19 protein-coding genes are annotated in these 19724 nt (G+C 49.5%); 11 read left to right on the top strand and 8 right to left on the bottom strand.

All coding sequences use genetic code 11. The features are described 5' to 3' along the window. From MMIC_RS00380 to MMIC_RS00400, 5 genes are all read right to left on the bottom strand, one after another. Entirely contained in the window at positions 1 to 411 is a 411-nt protein-coding gene (locus MMIC_RS00380) for an ExbD/TolR family protein (protein ID WP_072658345.1), read from the bottom strand. Further along, a complete protein-coding gene (locus MMIC_RS00385; protein ID WP_072658346.1) occupies positions 401 to 1030 on the bottom strand; it encodes a MotA/TolQ/ExbB proton channel family protein in 630 nt (209 codons plus the stop codon). The genes MMIC_RS00380 and MMIC_RS00385 overlap by 11 nt, the downstream gene beginning before the upstream one ends. A gap of 200 nt (positions 1031 to 1230) precedes the next feature. Continuing rightward, a complete protein-coding gene (locus MMIC_RS12770; protein ID WP_072658347.1) occupies positions 1231 to 1776 on the bottom strand; it encodes a response regulator transcription factor in 546 nt (181 codons plus the stop codon). A gap of 3 nt (positions 1777 to 1779) precedes the next feature. After that, positions 1780 to 3078, bottom strand: a complete 1299-nt coding sequence (locus MMIC_RS12775) for an ATP-binding protein (protein WP_072658497.1) — start codon at positions 3076 to 3078, stop codon at positions 1780 to 1782. Positions 3079 to 3269: 191 nt separating this feature from the next. Then, a complete protein-coding gene (locus tag MMIC_RS00400) occupies positions 3270 to 3923 on the bottom strand; it encodes an NAD(P)-dependent oxidoreductase (protein WP_072658348.1) in 654 nt (217 codons plus the stop codon). Positions 3924 to 4200: 277 nt separating this feature from the next. On the opposite strand from MMIC_RS00400, the gene MMIC_RS00405 reads away from it, so the two are divergent. After that, positions 4201 to 5868, top strand: a complete 1668-nt coding sequence (locus tag MMIC_RS00405; protein WP_227819274.1) for an HD family phosphohydrolase — start codon at positions 4201 to 4203, stop codon at positions 5866 to 5868. 28 nt (positions 5869 to 5896) lie between these two features. Here the strand turns inward: MMIC_RS00405 and MMIC_RS00410 are convergent, their stop codons facing one another. Together MMIC_RS00410 and MMIC_RS00415 are read right to left on the bottom strand one after the other, a co-directional pair. Further along, positions 5897 to 6442 (bottom strand): DUF5610 domain-containing protein, encoded by a 546-nt coding sequence (locus MMIC_RS00410; protein WP_072658349.1) that lies wholly within the window; start codon positions 6440 to 6442, stop codon positions 5897 to 5899. A 194-nt stretch (positions 6443 to 6636) separates the two neighbouring features. Continuing rightward, positions 6637 to 7821, bottom strand: a complete 1185-nt coding sequence (locus MMIC_RS00415; protein WP_072658350.1) for a 6-phosphofructokinase — start codon at positions 7819 to 7821, stop codon at positions 6637 to 6639. A 266-nt stretch (positions 7822 to 8087) separates the two neighbouring features. Here MMIC_RS00415 and MMIC_RS00420 point away from each other — a divergent pair, with 266 nt between their 5' ends. From MMIC_RS00420 to fba, 7 genes are all read left to right on the top strand, one after another. Further along, positions 8088 to 8888: an inositol monophosphatase family protein gene (locus tag MMIC_RS00420; protein ID WP_072658351.1), complete on the top strand. Its 801-nt coding sequence runs from the start codon at positions 8088 to 8090 to the stop codon at positions 8886 to 8888. Between the two features lie 124 nt (positions 8889 to 9012). Beyond that, positions 9013 to 9966 carry a class II fructose-bisphosphatase gene (glpX, locus tag MMIC_RS00425; RefSeq protein ID WP_072658352.1) on the top strand — a complete coding sequence of 318 codons (954 nt, stop codon included), beginning with the start codon at positions 9013 to 9015 and terminating at the stop codon, positions 9964 to 9966. 145 nt (positions 9967 to 10111) lie between these two features. Beyond that, complete coding sequence (gene tkt, locus MMIC_RS00430; protein ID WP_072658353.1) at positions 10112 to 12094, top strand: transketolase; 1983 nt, start codon at positions 10112 to 10114, stop codon at positions 12092 to 12094. Positions 12095 to 12125: 31 nt separating this feature from the next. After that, positions 12126 to 13124 carry a type I glyceraldehyde-3-phosphate dehydrogenase gene (gene gap, locus MMIC_RS00435; protein WP_072658354.1) on the top strand — a complete coding sequence of 333 codons (999 nt, stop codon included), beginning with the start codon at positions 12126 to 12128 and terminating at the stop codon, positions 13122 to 13124. A gap of 166 nt (positions 13125 to 13290) precedes the next feature. Next, complete coding sequence (locus MMIC_RS00440) at positions 13291 to 14469, top strand: phosphoglycerate kinase (protein ID WP_072658355.1); 1179 nt, start codon at positions 13291 to 13293, stop codon at positions 14467 to 14469. After that, positions 14470 to 15933 carry a pyruvate kinase gene (pyk, locus tag MMIC_RS00445; RefSeq protein ID WP_072658356.1) on the top strand — a complete coding sequence of 488 codons (1464 nt, stop codon included), beginning with the start codon at positions 14470 to 14472 and terminating at the stop codon, positions 15931 to 15933. An 86-nt stretch (positions 15934 to 16019) separates the two neighbouring features. After that, a complete protein-coding gene (fba, locus tag MMIC_RS00450) occupies positions 16020 to 17057 on the top strand; it encodes a class II fructose-bisphosphate aldolase (protein WP_072658357.1) in 1038 nt (345 codons plus the stop codon). 69 nt (positions 17058 to 17126) lie between these two features. On the opposite strand, the gene MMIC_RS00455 is transcribed toward fba, so the two are convergent. Next, positions 17127 to 17465, bottom strand: a complete 339-nt coding sequence (locus tag MMIC_RS00455) for a cupin domain-containing protein (RefSeq protein ID WP_072658358.1) — start codon at positions 17463 to 17465, stop codon at positions 17127 to 17129. A 48-nt stretch (positions 17466 to 17513) separates the two neighbouring features. On the opposite strand from MMIC_RS00455, the gene MMIC_RS00460 reads away from it, so the two are divergent. The 3 genes from MMIC_RS00460 to MMIC_RS00470 all read left to right on the top strand — a co-directional run bounded on the left by MMIC_RS00460 (position 17514) and on the right by MMIC_RS00470 (position 19674). Then, the gene (locus MMIC_RS00460; protein WP_072658499.1) at positions 17514 to 18596 is read left to right on the top strand and encodes a DNA alkylation repair protein; all 1083 of its coding nucleotides are present in this window, start codon (positions 17514 to 17516) and stop codon (positions 18594 to 18596) included. After that, positions 18593 to 18823 (top strand): TfoX/Sxy family DNA transformation protein, encoded by a 231-nt coding sequence (locus tag MMIC_RS00465; protein WP_072658359.1) that lies wholly within the window; start codon positions 18593 to 18595, stop codon positions 18821 to 18823. Before MMIC_RS00460 ends, MMIC_RS00465 begins: the two co-directional genes overlap by 4 nt. A 299-nt stretch (positions 18824 to 19122) precedes the next feature. Further along, positions 19123 to 19674: a Spy/CpxP family protein refolding chaperone gene (locus MMIC_RS00470; protein ID WP_072658360.1), complete on the top strand. Its 552-nt coding sequence runs from the start codon at positions 19123 to 19125 to the stop codon at positions 19672 to 19674. Positions 19675 to 19724 lie beyond the last annotated feature (50 nt).

Here is a 19724-nt window from a genome sequence, read left to right on the forward strand (position 1 = left end):
TCAGGGACGCTCCGGCTGCTCTGTGACAATATCCAGCCCTGTGGCTCCGGCCATTCGCGCTGCATCAATCACCTTGACTGAATCGCCAAGGCTCAGACCAGCGTCACCGCGAATCATCACCCGCTTTTCATCACGCGCTGCAAGCAGAGGCTGTAAATAATCACTAAGCTGATCGATTGAAACCTGCTGATTGGCAATGCTCACCTGCCCTGAAGCGGAAATTTTAATCTCAACAGGCTGCTGATTCTCTAGCGACACAGCACTGGCAGCTTCGGGCAACTCGATTGGCAATCCTTCATCACGTACGAAATGGGCGGTCAGCATAAAAAACACCAGCAGCAGAAATACGATATCAATCAGTGGCGTCAGGTTCGGAGCCTGGCCACTTCTGCGTGTTCCCTCAAATTGCATGAGCCAGGCTATCCCTGTGGTTGACGCGATCATTGGGTTCATGTTCCGGTTTGTGAGGCAGTTGCTCAATGACTATCGAAGCTACGCGCTGCATGGATTTGGCGCGTTTATCAACCAGCCCCTCCAGAAAATGCAGCAGGAACAACACCGGGATTGCGACAGCCAGGCCTGCACCTGTTGTGACCATAGCCTCCCATATACCACCTGCAAGCACTGTGGCATCCACTTTACCACCGGCCTGTTCAATCACCTGAAAAGCCTTGATCATGCCGGTAATGGTTCCAAACAGACCCAGCAAAGGCGCAGTATTACCCAGCCATGCCAGTGTACGCAGGCCGGACTCCATGCGCGCCAATTGATCACTGCCTATTCGCGATGCCACGCGGGCCAGATCCTTTACCCCCTGGGTTGCAGCCTCCTGCACACCGATAGCGATAGCAGCCTCGGGTGCAATGCGTTTCCCCTCTGCCTGGTAAAGGGATTCAATATCTCCAGAGATTCGGGGTAACAAGTTCAGATGAACCAGACGTTCCACGACAATGGCCACTGCAACGACTGAGTAACCCAGTAGCACCCACATCACCGGACCACCTTTATCAATCAGTGAAACAATTTCCATGATATCTCCCGTTTGCTTGCATACGGGGCGAAGATTATATCATTCAGGATTGGCAGAGGGCGTGTCAAATTGTCGCAGGCAGATGTAACTATCGATTTATAATAGTTTGCCAAGTAATCCCAGCATACTTGGCGGTTTTCATCTTTGTCGGTTCGAGTCCTTCAATACTCCCCACACAGGACTCGAACGAGCCAATATCTTCAGGATTTTGTTGGGCGTTTGGCCAGCTTGCGCTGCAGGGTGCGCCGGTGCATTCCTAACCTTCTGGCTGTCTCGGAGATGTTACCTTCACATTCCATCAACACCTTCTGGATATATTCCCACTCCAATCGTTTGGTGGACATCGGTTGTCCTGAAACTTCTGCGGCGGTGTCTCCTGTTTCCCGACCAAGCGCCGCCACCACTTCATCGGCATCGGCAGGTTTTGCCAGATAATGCGTTGCGCCCAGTTTGATTGCCTCCACAGCAGTGGCAATCGAGGCATAACCGGTCAGTACAACAATTCGCGTGTGTTCATCAAGCTTGTGCAGTTTCTCCACAAGAACCAGACCCGAATCGCCCGGCATACTCAGATCCACTACGGCATACTCAGGGGCTGCATCACCGACCAATTCAACAGCATCAGCCACATTATGTGAGACAAGCACAGAAAACCCGCGCTTTTCCAGTGCCGATGCAAGGATGCGACAGAACAACTCGTCATCATCAACCAGTAACAGATTCGGTAAATCCCTGTTGGATTCCATGCCCTACTCCGTTTTCAGCTTCTGCAGTGGCAGGCGAATGGTGACCAATGCCCCACCGGATGCGTGATTACTGATATTCATTTCACCACCCAATCGACGCACAACTTCACTGGCCAGATAAAAACCCAGCCCATGGCCATCTTTTTTGGTCGTAAAGAATGGTTTCCCAAGTGCTTCGAGTGCTGTTTGACTCAAACCCTCACCAAAATCCCGAATCTCCAGATTCAACTCAGCTACAGACCAGTCTGCACAAAGTTCAATTTTTTCCGGAGAGGCCTCAGCAGCATTGTTTAACACATTGATGACAGCCTGATTCACTGTTTCATCCACTACGATCACTGGAACAGGGTCACTACCCTTCAATGCCACAGTTATTGAAGTATCAGGGTGTAATTCCTGCCAACGACCGACGCAGTGATTCAGACAACTCTTCACATCCTCACGATGACCACTTTCAGCTTTCATCTGTCCGGCACTGGCACTGATCTGCCCCAGTGTGGTTTTACAGCGATCCACCTGAGAACGAAGGATTCGGATGTTGTCCAGCAGTTCCGGCTGTCCCTGGTATTCCTGTTCCATCTCCTTGCTCAACACTGCCATCGTAGACAGTGGCGTGCCCAGTTCGTGAGCCGCACCGGCAGCCAGCGTACCCAATGAAACCATATGCTCATCACGCAAGTTTTTCTCTCGAGCTTCGGCCAGCTTCTGGTCACGCTGACGCAGGGCTTCTGCCATGGATACCACAAAAAACAGAATCAGGCCGACAGCAAGCAAAAAGCTGAACCACATGCCCAGCACATGCAGACTAAAATCATTTGCCGAAGCATTGTGACTTGCATGACCGGCATGCCCCGCCATACCCGGCGTCAACGGCACATTGATCAGCATCAACAGTGTATAACAACCCAACGTTACTGCAGCCATGCCCCAGACATATCGTTTGGGCAGCGTTGCCGCCACAATCACCAGCGGTAATAAAAACAGCGACACAAATGGATTGCTTGAGCCACCGGCAAAATAGAGCAACGCAGCAAGCGCCAGCACATCGATCACCAGGTGTAAAAAGAATTCATTGGCAGATGCCTGGGTATTGCTGCGCTGGCGAATCCATACAAACAGATTGAATGCGCTATAAACCGCGATAACCGAGAGCATGAAATGAAGCGGCAGCATCACATCCAGCGCATAAATAGCCAGACCAATCGCTGCCAGCTCACTTGCAATCACAGCACTTCTGAACACAAGCAGTCGTTTCAGACTATAGGTTCCAACCTTCTCCTCGACGGAGCCTTGAATAAACATTTTTGCCTCGTGGGTTCGCATGACAACTCAAGCTAGGGCGTTCCCACCCATTAGACAAGTCGATGACCGGACCCGTTTTTTGGCACGAAAGCTACATGAACAGATGTTATTCCGGTGTGTGACATTTTGTCGCGATAAAAAGATCTCAATGCTTTCATCAGGAGCAGTAAACAGCGCGGCGATGATACTCTTCAATCAAGGAAAAACAGCGCTTCACCAATATGTACAGGGTGATGCAATTCCTGAACCAGCCAATGCGCAATCGTCGCTCTGGAAGCCGAGCTCAACACACCAACCGGCAAATCATCACCAACCTGAATCTCCTCGTTTACAGCACCGGTAGTAAGTCTGGGTGGTTTGATCAAGGTCCATTGCAAACCACTGCTTTTCACAATGCGCTCCTGCTCACTGCGATCCTCTGCTAATTCCGGATGCCTGTGCTGAAAGGAATCCACCATCTCCTGCATCGCCCAGCTCCGGTTATCCGGGTAATCACCAAACATGGCACCTGTCTGGCAAAGCAGATGCGAAATATTCAAACTATGCATGGACTCGACAATCAAGGCCGTGGCATCGGCACAGAAGAGATCCGTATAAGGCGGGTGTGGTCCGAACAGGCAAATGACCGCATCGCAGCCACGCATAGTCTTTTGCACAGCTTTCTTGCTTGTAAGCTCCCCCTCAACGACGGTCACCTCAGCCTCAACCTCTGTCAATTCATCCACAAAGGCATCCAGAGCAGTGCCATTGCGACACAAGGCCCGAACGGTTATGCCCTCAGCCAACAGGGCCGCGAGCACATGTTTACCGGTAGCGCCACTGGCGCCAAAGAGAGCAACATTCAAGGTGCTAACCTGTATTTCAATGTAATGGAACGATCAGAACAACTCATTGTTTCTCCCACCATTTTAATCCGTCGTATCTAAGCCGGGTAACTATACAATCCATACTCAGAGATTAGTACGGTGTATTTGGATTCAAAGCGTTAACCTGTGCGGCGAGTCACATATACATTGCCCATTTTAGCAACAATTGGGAAACTGGCATATACTATGTCTCATGAATGGCAACCAGATACCCCCTGCTCCTCAACGGCGGGATGAGACTACAAAAGGAGACCGGGTGACCGCATTACAACGCATTGAACAGGGATCCGCGCTTCAGCAAACAGATGATGCTGATCTGGTGGCGCGAATTGACATGCTCAATGCTATCGGCATCGCGCTATCCTCTGAAAATGATATGCCGCATCTGCTGGAGCGCATCCTTATCGGAGCCAAGCAGATTACCCGTGCTGATGCCGGCACACTGTATACCATCAACGATCAACAGAAGCTCAACTTCGAAATCGTGCAAACCACCTCGCTGGGTATCAAGCGGGGAGGCAGCAGTGCCAGACCCGTTCAACTCGAGCCGATCTCCCTCTACCGGGGTAATGGCAGTCCCAACAATAAACTCGTAGTCACCTACTGCGCGCTGAATAATAAAACGGTCAACCTGCCTGATGTATATAAAGAAAACGATACAGGTTTCGACTTCTCCGGCCCTCGCCTGTTCGATAAAAAAATGAACTACAGAACCCGCTCCATGCTCTGCGTGCCGATGATCAATCACGATGGAAAAACAATAGGTGTGATCCAATTGATTAATAAGAAATCGATAAACGGGCCTGTTGCATTTGATGATGATGATATTCATCTATTACAATCGCTCGCCTCACAGGCAGCCATAGCACTGACCAATAAACGGCTGATTGACGATCTGAAAGCACTGTTTGACTCTTTCATTAAAACCATTGCTGCCAGCATCGATGAAACATCTGCACACACAGGTGAGCACTGCAGACGTGTCCCATACTTAACGCTGGCTCTGGCAGATGCTGCCAGTCGTGATCAGAAATGCATGAAGGATTTCATCCTGAACAAACAACAGCGATACAACCTTGAGGTAGCCTCCTGGCTGCATGATTGTGGCAAACTGGCGACCCCCATCCATATCGTTGATAAATCGACCAAGCTGGAAACGGTTTTTGACCGCATTGAACTGATCGACACCCGCTTCGAGGTACTCAAACGCGATGCCAATATCGCCAGACTTGAGGCTCTGCTGGAAGCCGGTCATGACAAGGATAGAATTGAGCTGATTGAAAAGCAGTACCGTGAGGAAATCAAACAGCTGACCGATCAACGCGACACTATCCGCCAATGTAATATTGGTGCGGAATCCATGCCTCCTGAACTCAAAGAGCGTATCAAACAGATTGCTGCTCGCACATGGCGCAACTGTGATGATGAGCTGGTTCCCTTTTTCTCAGAAGATGAGATCAATAATCTGTTGATCCCTTACGGCACACTCAACGCCGATGAACGCAAAATCATTAATGACCATATCGTAGTCACCAACAAGATGCTGGCATCCATGCAATTCCCTGATGAGATGGCATCAGTACCCGAATATGCCGGTGGCCATCATGAACGCATGGATGGAAAAGGTTATCCGCTGGGGCTAACCCGCGAACAGATGAGCGTGCCTGCTAGAGTGATGGCGATTGCAGATGTGTTCGAAGCACTTACGTCCTGGGACCGACCTTATAAGAAAGCAAAGAAACTCTCCGAAGCTCTGGCGATTCTCGGCAAGATGAAGCAACGGAACCACATCGATCCCGACCTCTTCGATCTTTTTATTCGCGACAAAGTCTATCTTCCCTATGCACGGGAATTCATGGATCCTGAATTGATCGATATTGATGAACCATCCGAAATTCCCGGTTATCCATTCGACATGCCATGATAAGGCTGCCCGAAGGCAGCCCCGTCCATCAAACTTCAGTATGATCCGGTGACAACAGGCCAAGCAACTGAGCCAGATCATTCAACCCCTGTTGTACGTGCTCATAGGTGGCATCTACTGTCTCTTTCACGTCCCCTTCAAGGGCATCCATACCACCAAGAATCTCACGCGCCTGCTCAAAACCCCGCTCTATGCCAACCCTGATATTATCAAACAACCGCTCTCTGGAACGCTGCTCATCTACAGGCAGATCAACCTGATCATTTTCTGCCCGGGCAAAGATATGTGTAGCAAAGCTGAGAATGCGTTCGGCAGTAGCTTCCGGACTCATATCCATGCCTGATGCTGCAGCTTGTTCCACTGCGCCATCACCAAGATGAGGTGCAAACATCTCGTTAATCTTTTCCATCGCAGCCTGAAGTATCAATTCAGCAGGATTGTTTTTGACGCTGAAACTCATCTGACTGGCTGCATGCAATGGTGCAGACTGCTTAGCAGCACTATTTTGTGTCCCTGCCTGCTGTGAAAAAAGCATCGCATGAGAAGATTGAACACCCATAGTGGTAATAGCCATATCAACCTCCTTTATTAAATAATGCTTACAACAGATAGCAACAAAGCCTCTATATCATATAATCTATCGGTTAAATTCCAGTGAACTGAAGATTTGAGCGTACAGCCGCCTTTGAATTCGGCTTCATAGGCAATGTGCATCAACGAAAAAGGGCCACCAATTGGCAGCCCTTCCCGAATCGTTGTTTATCTCTTTTAGAACAACTTACCCATCTTCGGCAGATCGCCGACCAGAGGTGCGGCATAATCGACCCAGGCCTGAGTTACATCGTTACCAGCCTCGTTGATATACTCATCTTTCAACTCAGTCGCTTCACGCGCCACAGTTGAAAGCGGCGTAATGAAACATTCAGAGGCATATGGAGAGCTGGAGAGTCTGCGAATGGCAACAGAACCCGGTTCTGCAGTAGCCACCGCATGTTCCACGGCATGTTTGCCCACCATACGAGCTTCACGCGCATCCACTTCAGATACGATACTCGGGAAACTGCGCTGCAGATAACCAAAGGTATCGGCACGCACACGCACTGTCTCACCGGCATAAGCTTCTTTGACTTTACCGGAGAGGAAATCACCCAACGCACCAGAGCCGGAGAGCTGCAAATTCCCGTGTGAATCACGCTCACCAGAAGTCATGACAGGCTGACCATCTGCATTGGTAATGCCTTCAGAAACAGCCACCACACAGCGACCATATTTGGCCATGGCAGCTTTCACATCGGACTGGAATTGTGCCACATCAAAGGTACGTTCAGGTACGTAGATCAAATGCGGACCATCGCCTTCATCCTGACGGGCCAATGCTGAAGCTGCAGTCAAAAAGCCCGCATCACGTCCCATCACCACATTGATCTTGATACCGGCAAGGGCTGCGTTATCACGATCATCACCCATAAATGCCAGCGCTACGAATTTCGCTGCCGATGCATAACCCGGGCAGTGATCAGTTACGCGCAGATCATTATCAATGGTTTTGGGAATATGGATGGTGCAGAAATCGTAGTTCGCTTCTTTAGCCATCTCGGCAATGATATGAGCTGTTTCGGCAGAATCATTGCCGCCGATATAAAAGAAATAACGTACATCATTTTTCTTGAACACTTCGAACACGCGCTCGCATTCAGCTTTTCCCGGTTTCAGACGTACCGAGCCAAGGCCGGCTGCAGGTGTCGCAGCCAGAGTCTCCAGATCGTCCACACTCTGCGTCGTTAAATCGATAAAATCTTCTTTCATGATACCTGCGATACCGTGATGAGCACCGAGAATACCTGTAATGTTTTCCTGCCCGCGTGCAGCCAATACGGCACCAACCAGCGACTGGTTAATCACTGCTGTTGGTCCACCAGACTGACCAATCACCATCTTTCCTTTCAAAGCCATGTGTATCACCCTCCTTAAGGGAACATTGATGTTTCATTGTTGCCTGCAACCCATGGACGGGTTGCCAACATTGCAGGCGCTAGCCGATAATGTTGTGAGCGGAAACAAAACCACGCTTTTGTTTCTGCGTACTGTTTCAGGGCAGGAAGCCCTGAGGCAGCGTCATTCAAGACCGGCCGCATGATAACAGACTACCGGTAACCGGAAAACAATGATGGATGCACTTTTACAATAGCAGCCTAATATTGCGACCACGGAGTAAGATAATGAGTTATAGTAATACTATTACAGTCGCTGAACTGTCTGCCATTCTCAAACAGGCAGGCAGAGAGATTATCATGCCTGCATATAGATCGTCAGTGATTATAAGCGGCAAAGCGGATGGTTCTATTGTCACTGAAACGGACCTGGCATGCCAGACTTACATCCAGGACAAGCTGGCACAACTCGACAGCAGCATCGCTTTTCTCGGTGAAGAGATGTCCGAAGAAGAGCAGTTGCACTGCCTGCGTACCAGCAATGGCAGTTACTGGTGTCTCGACCCGCTAGACGGCACCACCAACTTCGCCACCAATCTGCCCGGTTTTGCACTTTCCCTGGCCCTGATTGAAAACGGCCTGGTTGAACTGGCCTGCATTTATGATCCGGTACGTGATGAACTGTTCACGGCAAAACGTGGTAGCGGCGCAGAATTGAACGGTACAGATATCCACGCATCGGCTGAAACTGAGCTGAATAATGCCGTAGGTTATGTTGATTTCAAACGATTGCAGCGAGACACCGCCGTTAAGCTGGCCTGTGATAAACTTTACCGCAGCCAGCGCAACTTGGGCAGTTGCGCTCTGGAATGGGCATGGCTGGCAGCAGGACGCGGTCAGTTTATTATACATGGGGGAGAAAAGGTATGGGACTTTTCAGCAGGCAGCCTTATCGCCACTGAAGCTGGTTGTATAAGTGGTGACTTCAACGGGCAACCATTGTTTCCTGATGCCGGCCTAAGCTCTCCTATTCTGGCGGCTTGCAGCAGCCCTGTTCATGAATCACTAAAACGACAACTAAGTGAATGAATGGGCTTGAAAAGAAAGGTTTTTTTCACTTTCCTTTCTGAGGGTCGCATTTTGCCCGCAAATCATCTAGACTGCGGCTGCGAAAAATTCTGATTTAAGCATAAAACCTGGAGGGGGAATACGCATGAGTAGCGTTTGCGATCTAAAGATTGACCTGGTGGAAGTATGTGAGGCGGCAGCCCGTGCCTGTGCACCGTTTGTTGGCTCCGGTCAAAAAGATGAGGGCGATGGCCTGGCAGTAGATGCCATGCGCGAACGCATCAATCAGGTAAAAATGAAGGGTGTTGTTGTTATTGGTGAAGGCGCGAAAGACGAAGCCCCTGCCCTGTACGATGATGAACCTGTGGGTACTGGTGAAGGCGTCGGCGTTGATATTGCTGTTGACCCGATCGAAGGTACCAACCTGTTTGCAAAAGATATGCCGGGCTCCATTGTAACATTGGCAGCAGCCCCCGCAGGCAGCATGTATCGCCCTGGCTCCTGCTTTTACATGGACAAACAGGTCTATCCAAAAGCCGCACGCGGCAGGATTGATCCTGAAGCACCGGTTGCAGATCGTCTGAACGCGCTTGCCAAAGCGCTGGGTAAAGACATCAAGGAAATTCGCGTATTCATCCTCGATAAACCTCGTCACAAAGAGATGATTCAGGAAGTTTATGCATGCGGCGCGAAAGTTCGCCTGGCCACTGATGGCGATGTAAACGGCGCTATTCAGGCTGTATTGAACATGGGGTCTGATGCCCTGTTCGGTATCGGCGGCACACCGGAAGGCATCGTGACTGCATGTGCAGCTCGCGCTATGGGTGCAGAGATGTTCGGTCGCATGGCTCCTCAGAAAGATTTTGAGATCAAGCTGTGTGAAGAAGAAGGCATTGATACCAAGCGTATCATTACCCGCGATGAACTGATCACATCAGATGACTGCATGTTTATTGCAACAGGTCTGACCAGTGGCGCTTATTGTCATCACGTCAAGATGGGCGCTGATGCCGATGGTCGTTATATGACTACCGACACTGTTGTTCTGTCTGGTTCGGTGGGTAACATTCGCCGCGTTCAGACTACACTGCACGTTTAATCACTAAATTAACTTAGGGAATAAACACTTTCCATAAGTCAGACTTATGGAAAAAATAATAAGTATTGATTAGGCGTGGACTTATATTTATATATGTTTCCGCCTCGTAAAATTTTACATACCTATCGATAAGGGGAAAAATCACATGAGCAACCGTAGACACTTGGCCAATGCCGTTCGCGCACTCGCAATGGATGGCGTTCAGAAAGCAAACTCCGGACATCCGGGCGCACCAATGGGCATGGCAGATATTGCTGAAGTCCTGTGGAACGACTACATGAAACATAATCCGACCAACCCGAAATGGGCTGATCGCGACCGTTTCATCCTGTCCAATGGTCACGGCTCCATGCTAATTTATTCTCTGCTTCACCTGACCGGTTATGACCTGGGCATCGACGATCTGAAACAGTTCCGTCAGCTGCACTCCCGCACACCGGGTCACCCTGAATACGGTTATGCACCAGGCGTTGAAACCACGACCGGCCCACTGGGTCAGGGTATCACCAACGGCGTAGGCATGGCACTGGCTGAAAAGACTCTGGCAGCTCAGTTCAACAAGCCAGGTCACGAAATCGTTGACCACAACACTTATGTATTCCTTGGCGATGGTTGTCTGATGGAAGGTATCTCTCACGAAGCATGTTCACTGGCTGGCACACTGGGTCTGGGCAAACTGATCGCTTTCTGGGATGACAACGGCATCTCTATTGATGGTCACGTTGAAGGCTGGTTCTCTGATGATACTCCAGGCCGTTTCGAATCTTACGGCTGGCAGGTGATCCGCAATGTTGACGGTCATGATGCAGACGAAATTAAAGCTGCCATTGAAACTGCTAAAGCAGAAAGCGGCAAACCAACCATGATCTGCTGCAAGACTGTGATCGGTTTCGGTTCTCCGAACCTGGCGGGCACGCATGACTGTCATGGTGCTGCACTGGGTCATGATGAAATCGCACTGGTTCGCAAGGAACTGGGCTGGGAACATGAGCCGTTTGAAATCCCTGATGATGTTTATGCCGGCTGGGACAATAAAGATGCAGGTGCTGCAGCAGAATCCGACTGGGATGCCCGTTTTGCTGCATATGCAGCCGAATACCCTGCTGAAGCAGCAGAATACACACGCCGCATCAACAATGAATTATCTGCTAACTGGGAAGCTGATGCTGATGCATTTATTGCTGACGTTGCTGCGAAAGGTGAAACCATTGCTTCACGTAAAGCAAGCCAGAATGCCATCGAAGGCCTGGCCAGTATCACACCTGAATTCCTGGGTGGTTCTGCTGACCTAGCTGGTTCAAACCTGACCCTGTGGTCTGGTGCAAAACCTGTTGTTAAAGACCCTGCTGGTAACTACGTGAACTACGGCGTACGTGAATTCGGCATGGCTGCAATGATCAACGGCGTTTCCCTGCATGGCGGTTTCGTACCTTACGGCGCAACCTTCCTGATGTTCTCTGAGTATGCACGTAACGCATTGCGTATGGCTGCTCTGATGAAAGTACGTCACATTGAAGTATTTACCCATGACTCTATCGGCCTGGGTGAAGATGGCCCTACGCATCAGCCTGTTGAGCAGACTGCAACACTGCGCATGATCCCTAATATGGACGTATGGCGCCCTTGTGACGCAGTTGAATCTGCAGTGTCCTGGAAAGCAGCCATTATGAATCAGACCGGCCCGAGCTCTCTGATCTTCTCACGTCAGAACCTGCCACATCAGGATCGTACTTCTGAGCAGATCAAACTGATCGAACGCGGCGGTTACATTCTGAAAGATTCAGAAGGCACCCCGGATGCAATCATCATTGCAACTGGTTCTGAAATTTCACTGGCTATGGAAGCAGCTGCAGCATCGGATAAAAACGTTCGCGTTGTATCCATGCCATCAACCAACACATTTGATGCACAGGATGCAGATTATAAAGAATCTGTACTGCCATCATCTGTCACTGCACGTGTTGCAGTGGAAGCCGGTGTGACCGGTTTCTGGGCGAAATATGTTGGTCTGAACGGCAAAGTTGTAGGCATTGACACTTTCGGTGAATCAGCACCTGCAGGCGAGTTGTTCAAATTGTTCGGTATCACCACTGAAGCGGTTATCGCTGCAGTGAACGAAGTAGCTTAAGTAAATAATACGGAGAGGAGAGGAAAACAATATGACAATTAAAATTGGTATTAATGGTTTCGGCCGCATTGGCCGTATGGTGTTCCGCGCTATCGCAAAGGACTTCACCGACATGGAAGTTGTAGGTATTAACGACCTGCTGGACGCTGATTACCTGGAATACATGCTGAAGTTCGACTCAGTTCATGGCCGTTTTGACGGTGATGTTTCTGTTGAAGGCAATAACCTGGTAGTTGATGGTAAAAACATCCGTCTGACTGCTGAGCGCAACCCTGCTGATCTGAAATGGGATGAAGTTGGCGCAGATATCGTTATCGACTGTACCGGTTTCTTCCTGACAACTGAATCTTGCCAGGCTCATATTGATGCCGGCGCCAAGAAAGTTGTTCAGTCCGCTCCAGCTAAAGATAGCGAGACTCCAATGTTCGTTTATGGCGTTAACCATAACGACTACGCTGGTCAGGCTATCGTTTCAGCTGCTTCATGCACCACCAACTGCCTGGCTCCAATGGCTAAGGTTATCAACGACAACTTCGGTATCAAACGCGGCCTGATGACTACTGTTCATGCTGCTACTGCTACCCAGAAAACTGTTGATGGTCCTTCGATGAAAGACTGGCGCGGTGGCCGTGGTATTCTGGAAAACATCATCCCGTCTTCTACCGGTGCTGCTAAAGCGGTAGGCGTGGTTCTTCCTGAACTGAACGGTAAACTGACTGGTATGGCGTTCCGCGTGCCTACTTCAGACGTATCTGTTGTTGACCTGACTTGTGAGCTGGAAAAAGACGCTTCTTACGATGATATCTGTGCTGCTATGAAGGCTGCTTCTGAAGGCGAAATGAGCGCTACTCTGGGTTACACCGACGAGAAAGTTGTTTCTACTGACTTCCGTGGTTGCAAGAACTCATCAATCTTTGATGCTGGCGCTGGTATCGCTCTTGACGGCACATTCGTCAAACTCGTTGCCTGGTATGACAACGAATACGGCTATACCTGCAACATGATGAACCTGGTTCGTCACGTAGCATAAATCTTAATCAACGTGGGAGCTTCGGCTCCCACGTTTGTCATTGCCCGTTTGAGTTTCTAAGCCAAGCCGGCAGCGACAAACGTTTACACGTTGTTGAACAACCTAATGTCATAACCTTGTCACCTGTTTGTATGAGGCTATGAATATTTATCTGAAGGAGTAGAGAATGTCCGTAATCAAAATGACCGACCTCGATCTGGCCGGAAAGCGCGTATTGATCCGCGAAGACCTGAATGTGCCAATCAAAGATGGCAAAGTAACTTCTGATGCCCGTATCCGTGCATCCATGCCAACTATCACGCATGCAGCCAATGCAGGCGCTAAAGTGATGTTGATGTCGCACGTGGGTCGTCCTGTTGAAGGCGAATTCAGCGAAGAAAACTCCCTACAGCCTGTAGCTGACCATATTTCCGGCATTCTCGGTAAACCGGTTCGTCTGATCCGTGATTATCTGAACGGTGGCTTCGATGTTGCTGATGGCGAAGTAGTTCTGCTGGAAAACGTACGTTTCAATGCCGGCGAAAAGAAAAACGATGAAGCGCTCTCCAAAAAGTACGCTGCACTGTGCGACATCTACGTGATGGATGCATTCGGTACTGCACATCGTGCCCAAGCCTCTACTCACGGCGCAGGCACTTACGCACCTGTAGCATGCGCTGGCCCTCTGTTGGCTGGCGAACTCGATGCACTCGGTAAAGCACTGGATAATCCGGCTCGCCCGATGGTTGCTATCGTTGGCGGCTCTAAAGTTTCTACCAAACTGACTGTACTGGAATCCCTCTCCACTAAAGTGGATCAGCTGGTTGTAGGTGGCGGCATCGCCAACACCTTTATTGCTGCTGCTGGTCTGCCGGTTGGTAAATCCCTGTATGAAGCGGATCTGATTGATACCTGCAAACGATTGACTGCAGATGCTGAAGCCAATGGCGGCAGCATCCCTGTGCCTACTGATATCGTTTGTGCCAAAGAGTTCTCCCCTACTGCTGAAGCAACCCTGAAAGCTGCAGACGAATGCCTGGATGACGATATGATTTTCGATATCGGTCCGGATTCTGCTGAAGCTCTGGCTGAAATTATCCGCAATGCCGGCACTATCGTCTGGAACGGCCCTGTAGGTGTGTTTGAGTTCGATCAATTCGGTGAAGGCACCAAGACCATCTCACTGGCCATTGCTGAGTCTGACGGTTTCTCAATCGCGGGTGGTGGTGACACGCTGGCAGCTGTTGATAAATACGATATCGCAGACAAAGTCTCTTACATTTCTACTGGTGGCGGCGCATTCCTTGAGTTCCTCGAAGGTAAAGCTCTACCTGCGGTTACAATGCTCGAGGAGCGTGCCGCTTAAGTGACAGAATTTCGTAGAACTAAAATTGTAGCAACACTCGGTCCGGCCTCTGAATCTCCAGAGGTCCTGGACCAGTTGATTAAAGCCGGTGTGAATGTTGTTCGCTTGAACTTTTCACACGGTTCACCCGAAGATCATCAGAATCGTGCCAACCTCGTACGAGATGCAGCCAGGAATAATGGTGTTTGCGTCGGCATTCTGGCTGATATGCAGGGTCCGAAAATCCGATGCGGTAAATTCAAAACCGGAAAAACCATGCTTACACCGGGTCAGAAATTCATTCTTGATGGTGCAATGAGTCTGGATGACGGTGATGATGAGCGCGTTGGCCTAACCTATAAAGAGCTGGTTAGTGATGTCGTGCCGGGCGCACGTTTATTGCTTAATGACGGCTTGCTTGTCATGGATGTTGATGATGTGATCGGTCAGGAAATTCACTGTACTGTGATTGTTGGCGGCGTACTGTCGAACAACAAGGGCATTAACCGTGCTGGTGGCGGTCTCTCTGCTGCAGCACTGACCGACAAGGACAAGGAAGATATCAAGACAGCCTGCGCGATTGGCGTGGACTATATTGCAATCTCTTTCCCTCGTAACGGTGCTGATATGGATTATGCCCGCTCTCTCGTCGAAGCAGAAGGTAGCAGTGCCGGCCTGGTAGCCAAGGTTGAACGCGCTGAGGCTGTTGAATCAGGCAACCTGGAATCCATCATGGAGAGTTCCAATGCAGTCATGGTGGCCCGTGGTGATCTGGGTGTGGAAATTGGTGATGCAGCAGTGCCACCTGTGCAGAAGCGCATGCTTCGCATGGCACCTAAATACAACACACCAGTGATTGTCGCGACTCAGATGATGGAATCGATGTGTGAAAACCCGATCCCGACAAGAGCTGAAGTGAACGACGTAGCCAATGCTGTTATTGATGGTACCGATGCAATCATGCTTTCCGGTGAAACCGCTGCCGGTAAATATCCGGTTGAAGCTGTGAATGCCATGCATCGCACCTGCATCGAAACTGAGAAACAGCATATCATGCCTTCAACTCAAACACGTGACCCTCACTTTCCACCACATTCGATCGATGAGTGTATTGCGCGTCAGGCTATGGAGGTTTCCAACTTCATGGATATCAAGGCAATCGCAGCTTTCACACAAAGTGGAAATACGGCCCTGTACATGTCCCGTCATATCTCACCTGTGCCGATTTATGCACTGACTCCAATGGGAGAAACTGCAGGCAAGGTGACGCTATACCGCAACGTGATTCCGAAACCTGTTTCGGGTAACTACTCAGAAACTGATGCCCCTGTCGCAACGAGGGAAGCTCTTTCTGTGATGCTTCATGATGAACTGGTTGATGAAAAAGACATGGTCATTATGACGCTGGGCACACCAATGGGTAAAGCTGGAGCAACGAACACACTGAAAGTAGTCACGGTAGGCGACTGTATCCGTAATTGCTAAAGGTTTGATTTAACGACTCGGAAGAGTCAACGTTAAGGCAAGTAATTTTGGGCTACAGGCCCGCTTAAAAACATAAGGAGGAAGAAATGGCACTCATTTCATTGCGACAACTACTGGATCATGCTGCTGAGAACGACTATGGCATGCCAGCATTCAACGTAAACAATATGGAGCAGGTTCATGCGATCATGGAAGCTGCTAACGAAGTAGACTCACCTGTTATCATGCAGGGTTCTGCCGGCGCCCGCGGTTATGCAGGCGAGCCTTTCCTGCGTCACATGATTGATGCAGCAATTGAGCAGTATCCTCATATCCCGGTTGTTATGCATCAGGACCACGGTTCTGAGCCTGCAGTATGTCTGCGCTCAATCCAGTCAGGCTTCTCATCAGTGATGATGGATGGTTCTCTGGAAGCAGACTGCAAAACTCCGGCTTCTTTTGAATATAACGTTGCTGTTACCAAGAACGTTGTTGATATGGCTCATGCCGGTGGTGTTTCTGTTGAAGGCGAACTCGGTTGCCTGGGTTCACTGGAAACTGGCGAAATGGGTGAAGAAGACGGCCATGGCGCTGAAGGTAAGCTGGATCTGGATATGCTGCTGACCGGCGTTGACGAAGCAGTTGATTTCGTTAACCAGACCAACGTTGATGCTCTGGCTATCGCGATTGGTACTTCTCACGGCGCTTACAAGTTCACCAAGCCACCAACAGGCGAAGTTCTGCGTATTGACCGCATTGAAGAAATTCATGCTGCACTGCCTAACACCCATCTGGTTATGCACGGCTCCTCTTCTGTTCCACAGGACTGGTTGGCTATCATTAACGAATATGGTGGCGCAATGGGCGAAACTTACGGTGTACCTGTTGAAGAGATCGTTAAAGGCATCAAATCCGGTGTTCGTAAAGTAAACATCGACACTGACCTGCGTATGGCTTCTACCGGTGCGGTTCGCCGTCACCTGCAGGAAAACCCATCCAACTTCGATCCACGTAAATTCTTCAAAGCTGCTAAAGATGCAATGAAAGACATCTGTAAAGCTCGTTTTGAAGCATTTGGTTCAGCTGGTAATGCTTCCAAGATCACTCCAAAATCTCTGGAAACCATGATCGATTTCTACAAATAAGAAGTCTCAACTTCGCGAAAAAGGCGGGCCTTCGGTCCGCCTTTTTTGTTTTTTCCGCCCCTTGTTACATCATTCTCCTTTCAATCCAAAATAGAGTACAGTCATCTCTTCATCACCGTTATTGACCAGTTCATGTTCTTCGTTGGAGTCAATGCGGATACAGCTCCCCTTCTCCAATGGCTGCGATACTCCATCAACAGTAATCACTCCCGTACCACCAAGCAGATAAAACACCTCATACAAATCAGTATGTTTATGCGCAGACGCCTTTTGTCCGGGTTTGAATACGGCATGTGATAAGCGTACCGAACCCGGCAACTCTGATTCACCCAGCAACACTCGCTTCATAATATCAGCATCGTGTGAGAGGCCTTCAGGTTTGATCTCACTCAGGTTTACAAGCTTCATTCACTTTCCCTCTTACATCAGGCAATGATGCGCTCTATCTTATGCTGCATGCCTGAACCGTTAAAGAACCTGTATAGCGAAGCCCTGATTGATCAGGTGGGAGAAGCGATCAGGGAGAACTACCCTGCTTTTGAACTGTCGGGTTTCAAACAGACGGTTTTCGATGAACAATGGCAAACACGGGAACTAAAATCCCGTATGACCCACATCGCTGAATCACTGCGCCCTTTTCTCCCCGATGATTACCCTCAGGCATTGCAGATTCTAAAAACGGCTTGTGAACGATTCAGTGGCTTTGAACCCATGTTTTTTCCAGCTTTCGCCGAGTTATACGGCATGGATGACTTCGAGGCCTCCATTGATGCACTTGAACACATGACACAGTTCAGTTCCTCCGAACTGGCAGTGCGTCCATTCATTATCCGCTACGGGAACCGGATGATGAAGCAGATGCAGATCTGGGCTGAGTCGGATAACAAACATGTGCGCAGGTTGGCAAGCGAAGGCTGCAGACCAAGGCTGCCATGGGCCATGGCTCTGCCTGAATTCAAAAAGGACCCCGGACCTGTCCTGAACGTGATTGAAAAGCTGATGCAAGATGACTCCGAATACGTTCCCCGCAGCGTGGCCAATAATTTAAACGACATTTCAAAAGACAATCCGGATATTCTGATTGAGTTGCTGCGCACTCGCATGGGCAAATGCAATAAAACCAACTGGATACTCAAACATGCCAGTCGCACACTACTCAAGCGGGGGCATGCTGAAGTACTTCGCCTGTTCGGGTTCAGCGACCCGACTCATATCGACATCGGCAAGCTTCAGGTTGCGGAATCAGTAAAATCCGGTGATCAGCTTCCTTTCTCCTTCACGGTTGAAGGCAAAGACAAACAGCTGGGCAAACTGCGCATCGAATACGCCATCGACTTTATGAAAGCCAATGGCAAACAGGCACGTAAGGTGTTCAAAATATCTGAAGCCGACTACGCTGAGCAGATAAAACATGTTTCACGTTCACACTCGTTTAAATTCATCTCCACCCGACGTTATTATACGGGACGCCATGCTTTGGCTGTGATCATCAACGGCAAACAACTTGCAACAGCCGCATTCGATCTAACTGAAAAATGAGAAACATCGGCAAGGTTTCCCGCCTGTGGTTGAGGGAGATAGAGGTTTATAATCTCAACGACCTGAAAGCATGTGGCGCTATTGCCGCCTACCACATGATCAAATCCATACACCCCAACGCCACACTGAATCTGCTATGGGCATTAGAGGGTGCAATTCTCGATATCGACTGGCGCGAAATACCCGAATCACGCAAACACGAGCTAAGCAAACAACTCATCCCCTAAGCCGTTAAGCAAACGCTGATATATTCATTGTTTCCGTACAGCTCATGACGAGCTTACAAACAAGCCACGTAAGTGGCTGGTTTGTAAGAAAAAGAAACGATGCGAGGTGATTGTCGCGAGAAGTGGCAGAGAGAGTTGCCCCGGGGTGATTTTGCTTTTGCGAACTGTTTTCCGGCAGGAGCCAATAAATCATCATCTCCTTAACAAAACTTTACAAAGCGGAAATTTTAGCGAAACAGTCTGTTTCTAACATTCATCCTGTGGTTCCAGAGAAGAACCCGATTCACAGGAGGCAAACGATGAACAAGGAAGCAGAAGAACATGAGCAACAGGATTCTGGGCACACATGTAAACGGGAGCATTGTGGAAAACGTAGAAGTTGTGGACGAATACTGTTCGGAGTGCTGGCCATCATTGGAGTTGTATGGCTGGCTGGGGCTGCATTCGGACCCGACTGCGGATACGCCGGCTTCCATCACAGAGACCATCACTGGAGTGAAGCGGACTTAAGCAAGCGCATGGACAAGATGACTGATCGATTGATTGATCATGTCGATGCCAGCAATGAACAGGCTCAACAGATCAAATCCATCACCGATAGTTATGCAACTCGTCTGCAATCAGGCAAGGATAAGCTGATGGACAGTCGCAAAGCGTTTACCAGACTGCTTACCGAAGAGAACATCAACAGAGCGGAACTGGAAAATGTTCGCCTCTCAACATTTGAGCTGCTTAACCGGAACAGTCAGGAGCTGGTACAGATGCTAGCCGATATTGCTGATGTTCTGACAGCGGAGCAGAGGCAGCAACTGGCAGAGCACGCGAAAGATGGCTTACACCGTCTTCACTAACGGCAATCAGCAGGAATATGGTCATACTGCCGGTTCAAATATAGGCTGGC

The organism is Mariprofundus micogutta (assembly GCF_001895085.1).
GTDB classification, from domain to species: domain Bacteria; phylum Pseudomonadota; class Zetaproteobacteria; order Mariprofundales; family Mariprofundaceae; genus Mariprofundus; species Mariprofundus micogutta.

Bases quoted from the DNA above. Each gene is read 5' to 3' on its own strand.
- MMIC_RS00455 (WP_072658358.1), bottom strand. From the start codon at position 17,465: ATGAAGCTTGTAAACCTGAGTGAGATCAAACCTGAAGGCCTCTCACAC.
- MMIC_RS00440 (WP_072658355.1), top strand. From the start codon at position 13,291: ATGTCCGTAATCAAAATGACCGACCTCGATCTGGCCGGAAAGCGCGTA.
- MMIC_RS00420 (WP_072658351.1), top strand. From the start codon at position 8,088: ATGAGTTATAGTAATACTATTACAGTCGCTGAACTGTCTGCCATTCTC.
- MMIC_RS00385 (WP_072658346.1), bottom strand. From the start codon at position 1,030: ATGGAAATTGTTTCACTGATTGATAAAGGTGGTCCGGTGATGTGGGTG.
- fba (WP_072658357.1), top strand. From the start codon at position 16,020: ATGGCACTCATTTCATTGCGACAACTACTGGATCATGCTGCTGAGAAC.
- MMIC_RS00465 (WP_072658359.1), top strand. From the start codon at position 18,593: ATGAGAAACATCGGCAAGGTTTCCCGCCTGTGGTTGAGGGAGATAGAG.
- MMIC_RS12775 (WP_072658497.1), bottom strand. From the start codon at position 3,078: ATGTTTATTCAAGGCTCCGTCGAGGAGAAGGTTGGAACCTATAGTCTG.
- MMIC_RS00460 (WP_072658499.1), top strand. From the start codon at position 17,514: ATGCCTGAACCGTTAAAGAACCTGTATAGCGAAGCCCTGATTGATCAG.
- gap (WP_072658354.1), top strand. From the start codon at position 12,126: ATGACAATTAAAATTGGTATTAATGGTTTCGGCCGCATTGGCCGTATG.
- MMIC_RS12770 (WP_072658347.1), bottom strand. From the start codon at position 1,776: ATGGAATCCAACAGGGATTTACCGAATCTGTTACTGGTTGATGATGAC.
- MMIC_RS00470 (WP_072658360.1), top strand. From the start codon at position 19,123: ATGAACAAGGAAGCAGAAGAACATGAGCAACAGGATTCTGGGCACACA.
- MMIC_RS00410 (WP_072658349.1), bottom strand. From the start codon at position 6,442: ATGGCTATTACCACTATGGGTGTTCAATCTTCTCATGCGATGCTTTTT.
- glpX (WP_072658352.1), top strand. From the start codon at position 9,013: ATGAGTAGCGTTTGCGATCTAAAGATTGACCTGGTGGAAGTATGTGAG.
- MMIC_RS00380 (WP_072658345.1), bottom strand. From the start codon at position 411: ATGCAATTTGAGGGAACACGCAGAAGTGGCCAGGCTCCGAACCTGACG.
- MMIC_RS00415 (WP_072658350.1), bottom strand. From the start codon at position 7,821: ATGGCTTTGAAAGGAAAGATGGTGATTGGTCAGTCTGGTGGACCAACA.
- tkt (WP_072658353.1), top strand. From the start codon at position 10,112: ATGAGCAACCGTAGACACTTGGCCAATGCCGTTCGCGCACTCGCAATG.